The organism is uncultured Capnocytophaga sp., from assembly GCF_937936315.1.
GTDB lineage: Bacteria > Bacteroidota > Bacteroidia > Flavobacteriales > Flavobacteriaceae > Capnocytophaga.
In genome coordinates this window covers 31,377-47,166 of the sequence record NZ_CALGWU010000040.1, presented here as the reverse complement: position 1 = coordinate 47,166, position 15,790 = coordinate 31,377, and the positions used below count along the sequence as shown (strand labels likewise).

16 protein-coding genes are annotated in these 15,790 nt (G+C 39.3%); all 16 read left to right on the top strand.

From position 1 onward, the window contains the following. The first annotated feature begins 58 nt into the window (after nucleotides 1-58). On the top strand, nucleotides 59-2,530 hold the full coding sequence (locus Q0162_RS07195) for a M1 family metallopeptidase (RefSeq protein WP_297890690.1): 2,472 nt from the start codon (nucleotides 59-61) through the stop codon (nucleotides 2,528-2,530). A gap of 146 nt (nucleotides 2,531-2,676) precedes the next feature. Beyond that, a complete protein-coding gene (locus tag Q0162_RS07190; RefSeq protein ID WP_297890773.1) occupies nucleotides 2,677-3,219 on the top strand; it encodes a GNAT family N-acetyltransferase in 543 nt (180 codons plus the stop codon). Then, nucleotides 3,167-4,090 (top strand): DUF4300 family protein, encoded by a 924-nt coding sequence (locus tag Q0162_RS07185; protein WP_297890689.1) that lies wholly within the window; start codon nucleotides 3,167-3,169, stop codon nucleotides 4,088-4,090. The genes Q0162_RS07190 and Q0162_RS07185 overlap by 53 nt, the downstream gene beginning before the upstream one ends. Before the next feature lie 59 nt (nucleotides 4,091-4,149). Beyond that, nucleotides 4,150-5,454 (top strand): ribosome biogenesis GTPase Der, encoded by a 1,305-nt coding sequence (der, locus tag Q0162_RS07180; RefSeq protein ID WP_297890688.1) that lies wholly within the window; start codon nucleotides 4,150-4,152, stop codon nucleotides 5,452-5,454. Between the two features lie 13 nt (nucleotides 5,455-5,467). Continuing rightward, nucleotides 5,468-6,445, top strand: a complete 978-nt coding sequence (locus Q0162_RS07175) for a D-alanine--D-alanine ligase (RefSeq protein ID WP_297890687.1) — start codon at nucleotides 5,468-5,470, stop codon at nucleotides 6,443-6,445. A gap of 17 nt (nucleotides 6,446-6,462) precedes the next feature. Next, complete coding sequence (gene coaD, locus Q0162_RS07170; protein ID WP_096088828.1) at nucleotides 6,463-6,915, top strand: pantetheine-phosphate adenylyltransferase; 453 nt, start codon at nucleotides 6,463-6,465, stop codon at nucleotides 6,913-6,915. 120 nt (nucleotides 6,916-7,035) lie between these two features. After that, on the top strand, nucleotides 7,036-8,808 hold the full coding sequence (locus tag Q0162_RS07165) for a long-chain fatty acid--CoA ligase (protein WP_297890686.1): 1,773 nt from the start codon (nucleotides 7,036-7,038) through the stop codon (nucleotides 8,806-8,808). After that, the gene (locus Q0162_RS07160; protein WP_297890685.1) at nucleotides 8,805-9,731 is read left to right on the top strand and encodes a bifunctional riboflavin kinase/FAD synthetase; all 927 of its coding nucleotides are present in this window, start codon (nucleotides 8,805-8,807) and stop codon (nucleotides 9,729-9,731) included. The genes Q0162_RS07165 and Q0162_RS07160 overlap by 4 nt, the downstream gene beginning before the upstream one ends. Beyond that, entirely contained in the window at nucleotides 9,694-10,134 is a 441-nt protein-coding gene (locus tag Q0162_RS07155) for a dCMP deaminase family protein (protein WP_297890684.1), read from the top strand. The genes Q0162_RS07160 and Q0162_RS07155 overlap by 38 nt, the downstream gene beginning before the upstream one ends. Nucleotides 10,135-10,233: 99 nt before the next feature. Continuing rightward, nucleotides 10,234-10,503: a 30S ribosomal protein S15 gene (rpsO, locus tag Q0162_RS07150; RefSeq protein WP_002677173.1), complete on the top strand. Its 270-nt coding sequence runs from the start codon at nucleotides 10,234-10,236 to the stop codon at nucleotides 10,501-10,503. A 122-nt stretch (nucleotides 10,504-10,625) separates the two neighbouring features. Continuing rightward, nucleotides 10,626-12,860 (top strand): polyribonucleotide nucleotidyltransferase, encoded by a 2,235-nt coding sequence (locus Q0162_RS07145; protein ID WP_297890681.1) that lies wholly within the window; start codon nucleotides 10,626-10,628, stop codon nucleotides 12,858-12,860. A gap of 125 nt (nucleotides 12,861-12,985) precedes the next feature. Beyond that, nucleotides 12,986-13,405, top strand: a complete 420-nt coding sequence (locus tag Q0162_RS07140; RefSeq protein WP_297890679.1) for an HXXEE domain-containing protein — start codon at nucleotides 12,986-12,988, stop codon at nucleotides 13,403-13,405. A gap of 6 nt (nucleotides 13,406-13,411) precedes the next feature. Beyond that, the gene (locus tag Q0162_RS07135; protein WP_297890677.1) at nucleotides 13,412-13,564 is read left to right on the top strand and encodes a hypothetical protein; all 153 of its coding nucleotides are present in this window, start codon (nucleotides 13,412-13,414) and stop codon (nucleotides 13,562-13,564) included. 12 nt (nucleotides 13,565-13,576) lie between these two features. Beyond that, complete coding sequence (mltG, locus tag Q0162_RS07130) at nucleotides 13,577-14,602, top strand: endolytic transglycosylase MltG (protein WP_297890676.1); 1,026 nt, start codon at nucleotides 13,577-13,579, stop codon at nucleotides 14,600-14,602. Nucleotides 14,603-14,610: 8 nt separating this feature from the next. Then, complete coding sequence (locus Q0162_RS07125) at nucleotides 14,611-14,994, top strand: hypothetical protein (protein WP_297890675.1); 384 nt, start codon at nucleotides 14,611-14,613, stop codon at nucleotides 14,992-14,994. Between the two features lie 8 nt (nucleotides 14,995-15,002). Beyond that, complete coding sequence (locus Q0162_RS07120; protein WP_297890674.1) at nucleotides 15,003-15,533, top strand: hypothetical protein; 531 nt, start codon at nucleotides 15,003-15,005, stop codon at nucleotides 15,531-15,533. Nucleotides 15,534-15,790: the final 257 nt, after the last annotated feature.

Here is a 15,790-nt window from a genome sequence, read left to right as displayed (position 1 = left end):
TTGAAATCATCCCTTGAAAATAAATTATCAGTATATTTCAAGCAAATAAGATAAACCGATGAAAAGAACACTTTTTACTATTATTGCCCTATTGCTCATGGGCTACACTTTTGCACAGACCGATACTTCGGGTAGAAGTCTTTACCGTGCAACTCCTGAGAAGAAAATAGCCTTGAAACACACTAAGTTGAAGGTGAGTTTTAATTTTAATGACCAAACTCTCAATGGGGAAGAATGGCTCACTGCAGCCCCTTATTTTTACGCTACCGATAGCCTTGTACTCGATGCTAAAGCAATGCTTATTCATAATGTAGCCTTAGACCAAAACGGCAAACAACGTGGGCTTTCGTATAGCTATAAAAACGATTTACTAAAAATAAAACTCAATAAAACCTATCAAAAAAACGAATATTTTACTATTTATATCCGCTACACAGCTCAGCCTGAGAAAGTAACCGATAAGGGTAGCTTAGCGATTACCGATGCAAAAGGTCTATACTTCATCAACCCTAAAGGAGAACCCGATAAACCTATGCGCCAAGTGTGGACACAAGGTGAAACTGAAGGTTCTTCCTGCTGGTTCCCTACTATCGACAAACCTAACCAAAAAACAACCCAAGAAATTGAAATCACTGTACCTGAAAGCTTTGTTACCCTTTCTAATGGTCTACTAAAAAGTAGTGACAAGAAAGACAATATGCGCACCGACTATTGGGTGATGGATAAACCTCATGCTCCTTACCTCTTCTTTATGGGAGCAGGAGAATTTGCTGTGGTAAAAGATACCCCTTGGCGTGGTACAGTGCCTATTGAATACTATGTGGAAAAAGAATATGAATCTGTTGCTAAACAGATATTTGGTAACACAGGTGAAATGATTACTTTCTTCTCCGAACGCTTTGGCTATGATTTCCCTTGGTCTAAATATGCTCAAATGGTAGTACGCGAATTTGTGAGTGGGGCAATGGAAAATACTACAGCCGTTAGCCACGCCGAGAGCGCTTATCAAACTGCAGGTGCTTTAGCCGACCAAAATTATTGGGAGCCTATCATCGCTCACGAGTTGGCGCACCACTGGTTTGGTGATTTGGTAACTACCGAAAGCTGGTCAAACCTCACTGTAAACGAGTCGTTTGCTAACTATAGTGAATACTTGTGGTTGATGCACAAATACGGCAAAGATGCTGCCGAATACCACTTGAGCAACAACACCCTACAATACCAACATCGCCCTAATGATTTTGCTAAAGACTTAGTGCGCTTTGGTTATGATTCTCGTGAAGATATGTTTGATTTAGTCTCTTACAACAAAGGAGGAGCAATTTTACATATGTTGCGTCACTATTTGGGCGATCAGGCTTTCTTTGCAGGGATTACCGATTATCTCAAAACTAATGAATATGGTACAGGAGAAGCTCATCAATTGCGCCTTTCATTTGAAAAAGTGAGTGGTAAAGACCTTAACTGGTTCTTCAATCAATGGTATTTCGGCAATGGTAACCCAGTAGTGAATGTAGAAAAAAGCTTTGATAAAGGCATACTCACTCTAAAAATTATACAAACACAAAATGAAAACTTATTATTTCAATTTCCATTAGATATAGATTTGTATGTCAACAATCAACTAAAAAGACATACTGTTTGGGTAGAAGCTCGTAAAGAGAATGTTTTTACCTTCCCTGTGAAAAAAATGCCAGATCTTATAGATATTAATCCAGAAGGAGTGATATTAATCAATGAACAATACCAAAAATCGTGGGCAGAGTATTTGTTCCAAATGCAACACGCTAAATCACTCAAAAGCAGATTGCAGGCGGTAAGTGCCCCTATGGAACCAGATGGCAAAGACATTCTAATTGCAGCTCTTAAAGATCCTTTCTTCCAAGTGCGCGTTCTAGCATTGCAAAAACTTGCCAACTACGATCTCAATACCAAAGAAATGGCTATGGTTGAAAAAATTGCCTCTTCCGATCCTCAAAATTTAGCTAAATCAGCAGCTATGTGGGTATTGGCAACCTCTAAGGACAAAAAGAAATATACTCCTATCTTCGAAAAAAACCTTGAATCTTCTTCAGGGGCTATCAAAAATGCTGCTATCAATGGTATAGCTCGCACCGAGCCCGCACGTGCTAAGAGAATCCTTGAAAAAGGAAGCATCAAAGATTTTGATACCGACCAATTAGCAGGATTATCAGGAGTAATTATAGACAACCAAATGGAGCAATATCTCCCTGCTATACTTCCTTATTTTATATACTATCCTTTCTTTGAAAAAGATAACCCTGATACAGCTGCAAACTTCAAAAAAGGTTATGAATGGGCAATGCATTTAGATAATACTTCACACGTAGAATTATTAGCTAAATCACTCAAAGAAATCGCTAAAGATATGGAAAATCCTGCAGCTAAAGAGATGCTTACAAATGTCTTAGAAGAAGGTATCACTATCAAACGCGGTTTAAACCAAACTGAATCTGTGAAAAAACAGATTAAAATGTTAGAAGAGATTAAAGGAATGTTCAAGTCGTAGCACGACAAGCAATTAATTTCTTTTACATTGCACACTTTGCCAAAGTTATCTGCCCGTGCGGCTCGCTCCTTTGGCAAAGTGTGTTTATAATATCTAATCTTATGAAAACACTTCACACAAAACATCTTTTGCTTCGCCCTTGAGAAATTACCGATGCCGAAGCCTTATACACACAAGCACACAATCCTATTATAGGCAAGCGGTGTGGCTGGAACCCTCACAAAAGTGTAGATGAGAGCCGAGAGATTATTGAGGTTGTGCTTAGCAAGCCTCATAGTTTTACTATTTGTCTGCCCAATAACACACCTATTGGTAGCATAGGCTTGCTTTTACAAGGAGAGAGCAATCTCCCTATAGGGGAAAATGAAGCCGAAATAGGCTACTGGCTTGGAGAAGGCTTTTGGGGTAAGGGTTATGTTACTGAAGCAGCCCTAAGGGTACTGCAATATGCTTTTGATGAGTTGCATCTTACCCAGTTATGGGCAGTCGCATACAAGGAAAATATTGCCTCACAGCGAGTACTTGAAAAATGTGGGTTCCGTTATCATCATACCCTTGAAGATTTCTTGTTTCCGCTTATAGGAGAGAGGCATACAAGCTTAGTATATACATTAAAAAACAATAAAATAACATTATATGAAAAAACTTATATTAATAACAATTCTATCATTAGGAGCAATATCTTGTGAGCAGAAGAAAGCAACAACAGAAAAAACGAGCATTCCGCTCACTTATTCTAATTTGGTAGACACTGCTACTCAAGAAGAAGTGCAAAAAGCCCTTATAGCAGCCGGAATATCTGAGCAAAATGTAGCCTCTTTTTTGGAGAGTGTAGCCCTCTTCAACCAAACCGTAGGCGATAAAGCAGGCTTAGTACCCAAAGGATTTGTAACTATTGATAGCCTGCTACCTAAGTATGATGAGGTTGCTATACAAAATATTTGGACAGCCAAATACCCTATTTTTCAGGGCTATAACTGTCGTCTAACCTCTTTTACCCTCTTGCGTGATTTGATTACTTTCCCTGCAGATAAAAAGTTTGCTAGCAAAGAGGAAGATGAGGTGCTTTTTATAGACCGAGAGTCTTTGCACAATACCCCTAAAAAGTTTTTTACCCCAGAGGAAGAAAACAACTTTTTCACCCTTTTTACTGAGGTGCCCACTACTAATACTAAAGATATAAACACTCACTTACAAACAATGCAAAGTGCTTGGAAAGAACGCGGTATAGATTTCCGTTATAAAAACGACCCCACTAAGGCATCGCTCATATCAGCAGTCTTCCATTCCCAAATCACCCCAGAGGAGAACACCCTCTTTGTAGGACACGTAGGGGTATTAGTACCTTTTGAAGGCAAGCTACTCTTCATCGAAAAACTCGCTTTCCAAGAACCTTATCAAGCGATAAAATTTGCCAATCGCGCAGAACTTAGCGATTACTTAATGAATCGTTATGATGTAGAATGGGAGCAACCCAATGCCATTCCGTTTATAATGGAAAACGATGCATTAATGGAAGGTTATCGCCCTAATCCGTACAAAAAAGAACAGCGTTTATAAGAAGATAATTGCCATTTGTCAATTATTTTCTATCTTTGCAAAAAATAAGAAGGTATATTATGAGTGCTATAGTAGCTGTAGTGGGACGCCCCAATGTAGGTAAATCCACTTTTTTCAACCGTTTGATAAAACGCCGTGAGGCTATCGTGGACGCCGTGAGTGGCGTTACACGCGACCGCCATTATGGTAAAACCGACTGGAATGGGGTTTCTTTTTCAGTTATAGATACAGGAGGTTACTTAGCTGGAGGTGATGATTCTTTCGAGAAAGAAATCAACAAACAAGTCGCCTTAGCCATAGACGAAGCCGATGCGATTATCTTTATGGTAAACGTAGAAGAAGGGCTTACTAGTATGGACGAAGCTGTAGCCGAGATGTTGCGCAAATGCCATAAACCAATATTGGTAGCGGTAAACAAAGTAGATAGCAACAACCGTCGCAACGATATGCACGAGTTTTATGCCTTAGGCTTTGAACATCTCTATGCCCTATCAAGCGTAAATGGTAGTGGAACAGGAGAATTGCTTGACGATTTGGTAGCACTCTTACCCGTAAAAGAACCACAAGAAGAAAACACCTTACCGCGCTTTGCTGTAGTAGGAAGACCTAATGCGGGTAAATCCTCCTTTATCAACGCCCTTATAGGTGAAGACCGCTATATTGTTACCGATATAGCAGGCACCACACGCGATGCTATCGATACGAAATATAACCGTTTTGGATTTGAGTTCAATCTAGTAGATACAGCTGGAATCCGCCGTAAATCTAAAGTAAAAGAGGATTTGGAGTTCTACTCAGTGATGCGTTCTATTCGCGCTATAGAACACTCCGATGTGTGTATTTTGATGCTTGATGCTACGCGAGGTTTTGAAAGCCAAGATGCTAATATCTTCTGGTTGGCGCAACGCAATCGCAAAGGCATAGTAATATTGGTTAATAAATGGGATTTGGTAGAGAAGGAAAACAATACCGCTAAAGAGTACGAAGCAGTTATCCGCAAAGAAATAGAACCTTTCACCGATGTGCCTATCTTGTTTGTATCGGCATTGAATAAGCAACGCATCTACAAAGCGATAGAAACTGCAGTAGCAGTGTATAACAACCGCACTAAGCGTATCCCTACTCGCAAACTCAATGAGGTAATGTTACCTATTATTGAGAACTATCCACCCCCTGCGATCAAAGGAAAATACATCAAGATAAAATTCTGCACCCAGTTGCCTACCCCTATGCCACAGTTTGCTTTCTTTGCGAATTTGCCACAGTATGTAAGAGACCCTTACCGACGTTTTATAGAAAATAAACTCCGTGAGAACTTTGATTTTAATGGGGTACCTATTGATGTGTATTTCCGTCAGAAGTAATACTATTGAAAAAATGAAAAAAAATATAGCAATCATAATGGGAGGTTACTCTGATGAAGCTCCCGTTTCTTTAAAAAGTGCTGCAGTAGTAGCCAAAAACCTCAACCAAAATAAATATGTACCTTACCTCGTTCGTATCGACCGCGATAAATGGGTGTATGTAGATGCTCAAAACAACGAACATCCTATTGATAAAAACGACTTCTCGGTAACAGTAAACGGACGTAAAATTACTTTCGATGCTGTTTTCAATGCCATTCACGGCACTCCAGGTGAAGATGGCTATTTGCAAGCCTATTTCAATTTGATTGGCTTACCGCTCACAGGATGTAGTATGTATGCTTCGGCTCTTACATTCAACAAACGTGATATGCTATCAGTACTCAAACCATTTGGCATTCTTTCAGCCCCTTCTTACTATCTCAACAAAGGTGAAGACTACAATACAGCTGATATTGTAGCCAAAGTAGGCTTACCTTGCTTTGTGAAGGCTAATAAATCAGGGAGTAGTTTTGGAGTATATAAAGTATATGAAGAGGCTCAACTGCCTATGTATATAGACAAAGCATTTGAAGTAGACGACGAAATCCTCATCGAAAGTTTCTTAAAAGGTACTGAAATCTCTATCGGGGTAATCAACTATCGCGGAAAAATAAAAGTCCTTCCAATGACTGAAATAGTATCCGAAAACGATTTCTTCGATTATGATGCCAAATATAACGGTAAGTCGCAAGAAATTACTCCTGCGCGTCTTTCTGCCGAAATGACTGCTAAAATCAACGCTTTGGCAGAACGTGTATACCGATTGTTAAAAATGGAAGGCTTCAGCCGAAGTGAGTTCATCATCGTAGGTGATACACCTTATTTGCTCGAAATGAATACTACACCAGGGCTTTCAGAAGCAAGTTTATTGCCTCAACAAGCTAAAGTAGCAGGCATCAGCCTTGAAGAACTATTCGAAAGCGAAATAGAACGAGTACTGAAACATTAATACTTAATTGTTAATCATTGAAAAGAGCTTTATTTCCAGGGTCGTTTGACCCCATTACCTTAGGTCATTACGATATTATCAAACGCGCTTTAGACCTATTCGATGAAATTGTGGTTGCCATAGGTGTTAATGGTGACAAGAACTATATGTTTACGGTAGAACAACGCAAAGAGTTTATCGAACAAGCCTTTGCCGATGAACCCAAAGTAAAAGTTACTACCTATCAAGGGCTTACGGTAGACTTCTGTAAAGAAATTGATGCTCAGTTCATCCTTAGAGGTTTGCGCAACCCAGCCGACTTTGAGTTCGAAAAAGCTATTGCACATACAAACCGCAAATTATCTCAAATAGAAACTGTCTTTTTACTTACGGCAGCACGCACTTCGTTTATATCATCATCTATTGTGCGCGATGTTATTCGCAATCACGGTGATTACACGGTGTTAGTCCCTGAAAGTGTAAGAGTTTAATTAATTTTGAACATAGAAATGGGCTAATTTGCATAAGTATGTAAGTTGCCCCATTGTTTTATTTGTTATTTAACAGAAAAATATTACTTTTGCTAGCATAACCAAAAATAAAAAAGAACAATGAATACCGTAAATCGTTTATTCGATATACCTTACTATCAACTATCTAAACATCCTTTAGAGGTCGCTTTTGCTACCAAATACAACGGCGAGTGGGCAAAAACCACTACTACTGAATATATCAAAAAAGCGAATACAGTAAGCCGTGGCTTATTGCGCTTAGGTATTGAAAAAAATGATAAAATAGCTATCATTTCAAGTACAAATCGCACCGAATGGCACGTGCTCGATATCGGCATCCTGCAAGTAGGCGCACAGAATGTACCTATTTATCCCACTATCAACTTAGAGGATTTCGAGTATATCCTCAACCATTCGGAATGTAAATACTGTGTTGTCTCCGATAAAGAACTATGGGAGAAAATCTCTTCTATCCAAGATAAATTGCCTCATCTAAAAACTATTTTTACCTTCAACGATGTACCTTATGCTCACCATTGGCAAGAAATCCTCGATTTAGGTGCCGATGAGAGCAATCAAGCAGAAGTCGAAGCACGCAAAGATAGCATACAGAAAGACGATTTGGCGACTATCATTTATACTTCGGGCACTACCAGCCGCCCAAAAGGGGTAATGCTCTCTCACTGGAATATCATCTCTAACATACTGAACTGCCAAGACCGTTTGCCTATTAGCGAAGGCTCTACAGCACTCAGCTTTTTGCCTGTGTGCCACGTGTTTGAGCGTATGCTCACCTATTTGTATCAGTACGATTGTCTAAGTGTTTATTTTGCTGAATCTCTCGATAAAATCAGTGATAACTTACGCGAAGTAAAACCGCATATCATTACAGTTGTACCCCGACTTATAGAGAAGATTTACGACAAAATCTTCGCAAAAGGTGCTGAACTCAAAGGCATTAAACGCAAACTCTTCTTTTGGGCTCTGGAATTGGGCTTCAAGTATGAACCTTATGGAGCCAATGGCGCTTGGTATCAATTCAAACTAAAATTAGCGCGCAAACTCATCTTTAGTAAATGGCGCGAAGCCTTAGGCGGGCGTATACAGATGATTGTCTCAGGGAGCGCTGCTCTCTCACCGCGTTTGGCTAAGGTGTTCTCTGCCGCAGGGCTGAAAATTATGGAAGGTTATGGTCTTACCGAAACCGCTCCCGTTATTGCAGTAAACCGCGAATCGGGTAGATTTTGGAAAATAGGAACTGTAGGAAAACCTATTGTGAATATAGAAGTAAAAATCGCCGAAGATGGTGAAATACTCGTGAAAGGCGAGAATGTAATGTTGGGCTACTATAAAGACCCCGAGCAAACAGCTCAAAACATCACCGATGGTTTCTTCCACACAGGCGACATAGGCGAACTCGATGCCGATGGCTTCCTTAAAATCACCGACCGCAAAAAGGAAATCTTCAAAACTTCAGGCGGTAAGTACGTATCGCCTCAGCTGATTGAAAACCAATTGAAACTCTCTCGCTTTATTGAGAATGCGATGGTAGTAGGCGAAGGTGAAAAAATGCCTGCTGCTATTATTCAGCTCAATTTCCCATTTGTAAAAGAATGGGCGCGCCGTCACAAAGTACAATTAGGTAAAACCAACGAAGAAATCATACAAAATCAGGCGGTTCACGACCGTATTGCTAAAGAAGTTGAAAAAGTAAATAGTCATCTCGGCAAGTGGGAACAAGTAAAACTTTTTGATTTCACCCCCGATGAATGGACAATAGATGGTGGTCACCTCACCCCTACCCTCAAACTCAAACGACGCGTGATTAAAGAAAAATATATAGACATTTACAACAAGTTCTACAACAAGTGAGAGAAATAACCGATATTACTACTTTTACAACCCAGCAGCCTACGGTGCTCACCATAGGCACATTTGATGGTGTGCATTTAGGACATCAAAAAATTGTTGAAAGAGTAGTAACCACTGCACGTCAAGAGGGGCTTTTGGCTACTGTATTCACTTTTTTTCCGCATCCGCGAATGGTAGTGCAACACGACAAAGGCTTAAAACTCATTCACACTTTGGAAGAGAAAAAGCAACTACTCCAGCAATTAGGGGTCGATTTGCTCGTCGTGCAACCTTTTAATGAGGCTTTTGCTCAACTTACTGCCGAAGAGTTTGTAAGTACTATTTTGGTGCAACGTCTCAATGTGAAAAAAGTGATTATCGGTTACGACCACCGTTTTGGACGCAATCGTACTGCTAATATAGACGATATGCGTTTATTTGGTAAAAAGTATGGATTTGCTGTAGAAGAAATATCGGTGCAAGAAGTAGATGAAGTATCGGTGAGTTCCACCAAAATCAGAGAGGCATTGAACAAAGGCGACGTTACCACTGCCGAACATTATCTCGGGACTCCTTATAGCCTCACAGGCAGGGTAGTACACGGACTTAAATTAGGGCGCACCTTAGGCTACCCTACGGCTAATATACAAGTAACCGAAGACTATAAACTCATTCCCAAAGATGGCGTATATGCCGTATATAGCCACATTGGCGGTCGTAAAGTATATGGAATGATGAGCATTGGCAAGAACCCTACTGTCGAAGGAAAAGGAGCTTCTATTGAGGTGTATTTCTTTGACTTCAACGGCGACCTTTACGACCAAAAACTCACCATTGAGTTTGTACAATACCTACGTGAAGAACAGAAATTTGCTACTATCGACCTCCTTAAAAAACAATTACAAGATGACGAAACAGCAGCGCGCAAAGCAATTGCGGTATGACAAAGCCTATATGCGTATGGCAATGGAATGGGCTAAACTTTCCTATTCACAACGCAAGCAAGTAGGTGCTATAATGGTAAAAGACCGTATGATTATTTCTGACGGTTACAATGGTACGCCTACTGGTTTTGACAACTGTTGTGAAGATGAGGAAGACAATACTCATTGGTATGTATTGCACGCCGAAGCCAATGCGATAATGAAAGTTGCCTCATCTACCCAATCATCGGAAGGAGCTACACTCTACATCACAATGTCGCCTTGCAAAGAATGTAGCAAACTCATCTATCAATCGGGTATCAAACGCGTGGTGTATAAGGAAGGCTATCGCGACAACGAGGGCTTAACTTTCCTCGAAAAAGCAGGTGTAGAACTCGTCCACTTAGAAGATGTAAGTGAATAAAAAATAAAAATAAGTGCTATTTCTTTGGTAGTTAGAAAATTTTTACTACCTTTGCGCCCGAAAAAATTTGTACATAATAATCATTAAATTAATATTGGAATGTATTTAACTAAAGAAGTAAAAGCGGAAATTTTTAAAAAGTACGCAGGTTCAGAAACCAACACTGGTTCAGCAGAAGGGCAAATCGCTCTTTTTACCCTTAGAATCAATCACCTTACAGAACACTTGAAAGTAAATCGCAAAGATTTCAATACCGAGCGTTCATTGGTGAAATTGGTAGGTAAACGCAGAAGTTTGCTCGATTATTTGAAAAACAACGATATCGAGAGATACCGTGCGATTATCAAAGAACTAAACATCAGAAAATAAGCAATACTAAGGAGGCTTTGTGCCTCCTTTTGTTTATTACAGCAGTTTTTCATTGGTTAAAAACCCTAAAGCCCACAACACAACTAATAAAAAATTTATTAATTTACAATTAACAATTCACAATGATTCCAGAAGTAAAAAAAGAAATCATCGAATTAGGTGATGGTCGTACCATCACTATCGAAACTGGCAAGTTGGCTAAACAAGCCGACGGTGCTGTTGTGGTGCAAATGGGAAATGCAATGCTATTGGCTACTGTAGTATCTGCAAAAGAAATTAATCCTGAAACTGACTTTTTACCTCTTACTGTAGACTATCGTGAGAAGTTTGCAGCAGCAGGTCGTTTCCCTGGGGGCTTCTTCAAACGCGAAGCTCGTCCTAGCGATCAAGAAATCTTGACAATGCGCTTGGTAGACCGCGTATTGCGCCCTCTATTCCCTAAAGATTATCACGCTGAAACACAAGTGATGATTCAGCTTATCTCTCACGATGAGAATGTAATGCCTGATGCTTTAGCAGGTCTTGCTGCTTCCGCTTGTTTGGCAGTGTCTGACATTCCGTTTGATGGTCCTATTTCCGAAGTGCGCGTAGGTCGTGTAAACGGTCAGTTTATTGTAAACCCAAGCCGTGAACAATTAGAAGCCTCTGATATTGATATTATGGTAGGTGCTTCTAAAGACTTCGTAGCAATGGTAGAAGGTGAAATGGACGAAGTGAGCGAAAAAGATATGGCTGAAGCTATCAAATTTGCACACGAAGCTATCAAATCTCATATCGAAGCACAGTTACGTTTGGCTGAAAAAGTAGGTAAAACTGAAAAACGCAGCTACGAACCTGAAGTAGAAAATGAAGAAGTAAAAGCAAAAGTATATGATTTTGCTTACAATAAATGTTATGCTATAGCCAAAGAAAACACTACTAAACAAGAACGCGGTGAGAAATTTGCTGCCGTAAAAGAAGAGTGTTTAGCACTCTTTACCGAAGAAGAATTAGAAGAACTTACTCCTATCATCACTCGTTATTTTGGAGATGCTGAAAAAGAAGCTGTTCGTAACCTTATCTTAAACGAAAATATCCGTTTAGATGGTCGTAATACTACCCAAATACGTCCTATCTGGTGCGAAGTAGGCTACTTGCCATCTGCTCACGGTTCTTCTATCTTTACACGTGGTGAAACCCAATCACTTACTACTGTTACCTTGGGAACTTCACGCGAAGCAAACGTGATTGATTTACCTTCAGAACAAGGTGAAGAACGTTTCTACTTGCATTACAACTTTCCTCCTTTCTCTACTGGTGAAGCTCGTCCGTTACGCGGAACATCACGTCGTGAGATAGGTCACGGTAACTTAGCACAACGCGCCCTCAAACGTATGATTCCTGAGGATTGCCCTTATACCGTTCGTGTAGTTTCTGAAATCTTGGAATCTAACGGTTCATCTTCAATGGCAACTGTGTGCGCAGGTACTTTAGCCTTGATGGATGCAGGGGTACAAATGGTAAAACCTGTTTCTGGTATAGCTATGGGGCTCATCACCGATGGCGAACGTTATGCAGTACTTTCTGATATCTTAGGTGATGAAGACCACTTAGGTGATATGGACTTCAAAGTAACCGGTACAGCCGATGGTATTACCGCTTGCCAAATGGACATCAAAATTAAAGGTCTTTCTTACGAAATACTCGAAAAAGCTTTGAACCAAGCCCGCGAAGGACGTATGCACATTTTGGGTAAAATCACCGATACGATTGCTCAACCTAACCCAACTGTGAAACCTCACGCTCCTAAAATCGTTAAGATGGATATGCCTAAAGAGTACATCGGAGCATTCATCGGTACAGGTGGTAAGAATATTCAAGACTTGCAAGCACGCACCAATACTACCATTGTGGTGGAAGAAGTGGGCGAATTGGGTATCGTAGAAATCTTAGGTACTGATGAAGCTGGTATCCAAGAAGCTATTGAGGCAGTAAACGCAGTAAAATTTGAACCTGTAGAAGGCGAAACTTACACTGTAAAAGTAGTGCGCTTGGTAGAGTTCGGTGCTTTTGTAGAATTTGTTCCTGGTAAAGATTCATTGCTCCATATCTCAGAAGTATCTTGGGATAGAATAGAGAAAATAGAAGATGCTCTTAAAGAAGGTGATATCATAGAAGTGAAATATCTTGGTATCGATCCTAAAACCAAGAAAACAAGAGTATCACGCAAAGCCTTGTTGCCACGTCCACCACGCGAAGAGCGCCCTGACCGTCCAGCGAGAGAAGACCGTCCAAAATCGGATAAACCTTACAACGGCAAACCTCGTAACGACCGCCCTAAAGGACACAATAATAACCAAAAACCACGTCAAGAATAGACGTATGTTATAGAATTTTTGTATTCATAATATTTTTTAAACCGAAGATTTGGTACTTTTATAGTATAAAGTTTTCGGTTTTTCTTTTTTTTAGTATCTTTGCCATCAGATAAAAGATTTGCAAAATGCAAACCAATAGATACATACATTTATGGTTACCTATAATGGGACTACACGCTTTGCATCAAGTAGAAGAGAGTATTTCATTCTGGCAATGGTATATCGACTTTGTAGATAAGATACCCCAATGGTTGCAACTCCCCAGAATTGCTGAGAATGCTCATTTAGCTAATGAACACCCTGAATATTTTGTGTGGGCTTCTATAGGACAAATAGCAGTCGTAGTTCTTATTGCTTTTTTATGTCGAAAGAGCGAAAAAGTAACACGTATTGCTCTTGGCTTATACCTTGCAGGATTGACTTTCTTCTTGGTATGGCATATCTTAATAAGCTATTTCACCCATTCCTATTCACCCGTAATGGTAACCTGTCTCATAGGCGTTTATCTCATCCCGAAATGGGGGTATCAGTTGTTTAAAAGATAGAAACCAATGACTATTTCAGAAATCAAACAAACTTACAGAGCACTTAGTTTAGAAACCTTGTTGAACTTCGGTCGGTATACTAAGCATCTACAAAATGAGATTGCTAAAGAAAAGGAATTTCGAGAAAAAGAAGACAAAACCATAGAATGGAAATTTTAAAATAAAACAACTATGAAAAAATGGATTATAGGAGCGGTTATAGCCGCTGTAGCCGTAGTAGGCTTCTTTATTTATCGCGCTGTATTGGTAGGCAATACAGCCTTTCAAACCAAAGAAGAAATAGTATATATCCCTACAGGAGCTGATTTTAGCGAGGTATTACACGTGATGAGTCCGCTACTGAAAGACCCTACCTCTTTTACTCAAGTAGCCAAACGTATGGGCTATGCTGATAAAGTAAAAGCAGGTAAATACATCATCAAAAAAGGGGCTACCAATATAGATATTGTGCGCACACTCCGCAATCGCAATACTCCTGTAAAACTCAAATTCAACAATCAGGAGCGATTAGAAGATTTTGCTGGACGCATTGCGGCTCAAATAGAACCCGATAGCGCTACTCTAATGCGTGCTTTCTTAAACCCTAACTTCCTCAAAGAAAACGGCTTCACCGATGCTACTGCATTGGCTATGTACATCCCTAATACCTATGAGTTTTATTGGAATACCTCAGCCGAAGACTTTCGCGACCGCATGCTCAAAGAGTATGAACGTTTTTGGACGCCTGAACGCAAAACGCAAGCCCAAAAGCAAGACCTTACACCTATAGGAGTCAGTATATTGGCTTCTATCGTACAAAAAGAAACTGCTAAAGTTGATGAGCGCCCACGCATTGCCGGAGTTTACCTCAACCGCTTGCATAGCAATATGATGTTGCAAGCCGACCCTACTGCTATTTTTGGCTATAAAAACCATTTAAATGACTATACTCTTGTAGTTAAACGCGTTACAGGATTGCATACAAGTTTAGAAAATCCTTATAATACTTATAAAAATTACGGTTTGCCTATAGGTCTCATCTCTATGCCCGATATTTCGTCTATCGAGGCAGTACTCGATCCCGAACAACACGATTATTTCTTCTTTGCTGCCGATACCGAAAATTTTGGTTATCACAAGTTCTCACGCACCTTTTTGCAACACTCTCAAGAAGCTAAAAAATATCACAAATGGGCTGATGAAAAAGGCGTTAAATAAAAATAATTATGAAACAGAAATTACGCAAATTAGTTCATAAAAGTCAAGAGTATTTATATCGTGTAAATACTGCTTACAACACTAAAGGAGATAATGCCTCATTACTTTCTGTGCGTATTTTCTTAAGTGGAGAGAAAAATATGCCCTTGTGTATTGATTTTATTACCATTGAAGATGAGTTTATGGGGCAACCCCTCAATGGGAACATCAATTTGTTGAATAAAAATACACAAACTGAGGATAATATTAACCTTAATGAACCTAAATACATCCCCAAACTTATTGATTGGGCAGAAACACAAGGTTGGACAGGTAGTAACAAAACAGCTCCTTTAAATGGTTTACTTTTTTTGCAATCATTGGGTTATGATACCTCTCCTTTACAAAAATAAGACAAATAATGATACAAAAAGCCTTCCCTTCTTATTTACACAAAGATGCTGATAAAATTGCAGATTTTCTACAGCAAAATGACCCTAATAGCTTCAAAACTATAGGAATGGAAGTCGTTTGCTTCAATGGGGAAGTTTTAGAGTTACCTCAAAGAATCTATTTTGGAGAATTCAACACCCAAAACCTGACTTTGGTTCAAGAACAAATGCTTAATTGCTTATATTTGTGTCATTGTAATGGTCATTTAAGAGAATTTTACCTAAGGAAATTGTTAACAGTAAAAGAAGATTTTGCCTTGCCCTTTATAGCCAAACTTATTGGTGATTATGTGATAGAAATATTAGAAGTGCTTCACCGCGAACTTCCTAATAACACTCGTGATAAATTAAAGGTCTTCTTTCGTAAAAACCCTCTCTACCAAAAGCGTATAGAAAGCCGTATTGCTAGTTATTGGGATTGTTTCTATAGAAATGCACACCCCAATTTCAAAAAATATGTAGGATGTAAATTATTACAATCAACAATACATAAAAAATAATAATTCCAACTCCTCTAAGACTTTTTAAGATACTTTTTTAATTTCTAAAAAACTCTCTTTGAAATAAATTATAAAAAATAACTAATTTCCCAACGTTTATAAAAAACAAACCACTAACTTCCAAAATTTGTTAATTGATAAAATATTCGTAACTTTGCCGCCAATTAATAACAAAGAGGACAAATTTGTACTGATTGCAACCTCTTGGGGTGTTCCCCAAAAAATGCTAAAACAGTTCTTCTTTACAATGGCGTCCC

What these genes read in the sequence shown, in the direction of transcription:
- Q0162_RS07195 (WP_297890690.1), top strand. Translation starts at nt 59, where the DNA reads ATGAAAAGAACACTTTTTACTATTATTGCCCTATTGCTCATGGGCTAC.
- Q0162_RS07185 (WP_297890689.1), top strand. Translation starts at nt 3,167, where the DNA reads ATGAAAAAACTTATATTAATAACAATTCTATCATTAGGAGCAATATCT.
- der (WP_297890688.1), top strand. Translation starts at nt 4,150, where the DNA reads ATGAGTGCTATAGTAGCTGTAGTGGGACGCCCCAATGTAGGTAAATCC.
- Q0162_RS07175 (WP_297890687.1), top strand. Translation starts at nt 5,468, where the DNA reads ATGAAAAAAAATATAGCAATCATAATGGGAGGTTACTCTGATGAAGCT.
- Q0162_RS07165 (WP_297890686.1), top strand. Translation starts at nt 7,036, where the DNA reads ATGAATACCGTAAATCGTTTATTCGATATACCTTACTATCAACTATCT.
- Q0162_RS07155 (WP_297890684.1), top strand. Translation starts at nt 9,694, where the DNA reads ATGACGAAACAGCAGCGCGCAAAGCAATTGCGGTATGACAAAGCCTAT.
- rpsO (WP_002677173.1), top strand. Translation starts at nt 10,234, where the DNA reads ATGTATTTAACTAAAGAAGTAAAAGCGGAAATTTTTAAAAAGTACGCA.
- Q0162_RS07145 (WP_297890681.1), top strand. Translation starts at nt 10,626, where the DNA reads ATGATTCCAGAAGTAAAAAAAGAAATCATCGAATTAGGTGATGGTCGT.
- Q0162_RS07140 (WP_297890679.1), top strand. Translation starts at nt 12,986, where the DNA reads ATGCAAACCAATAGATACATACATTTATGGTTACCTATAATGGGACTA.
- Q0162_RS07135 (WP_297890677.1), top strand. Translation starts at nt 13,412, where the DNA reads ATGACTATTTCAGAAATCAAACAAACTTACAGAGCACTTAGTTTAGAA.
- mltG (WP_297890676.1), top strand. Translation starts at nt 13,577, where the DNA reads ATGAAAAAATGGATTATAGGAGCGGTTATAGCCGCTGTAGCCGTAGTA.
- Q0162_RS07125 (WP_297890675.1), top strand. Translation starts at nt 14,611, where the DNA reads ATGAAACAGAAATTACGCAAATTAGTTCATAAAAGTCAAGAGTATTTA.
- Q0162_RS07120 (WP_297890674.1), top strand. Translation starts at nt 15,003, where the DNA reads ATGATACAAAAAGCCTTCCCTTCTTATTTACACAAAGATGCTGATAAA.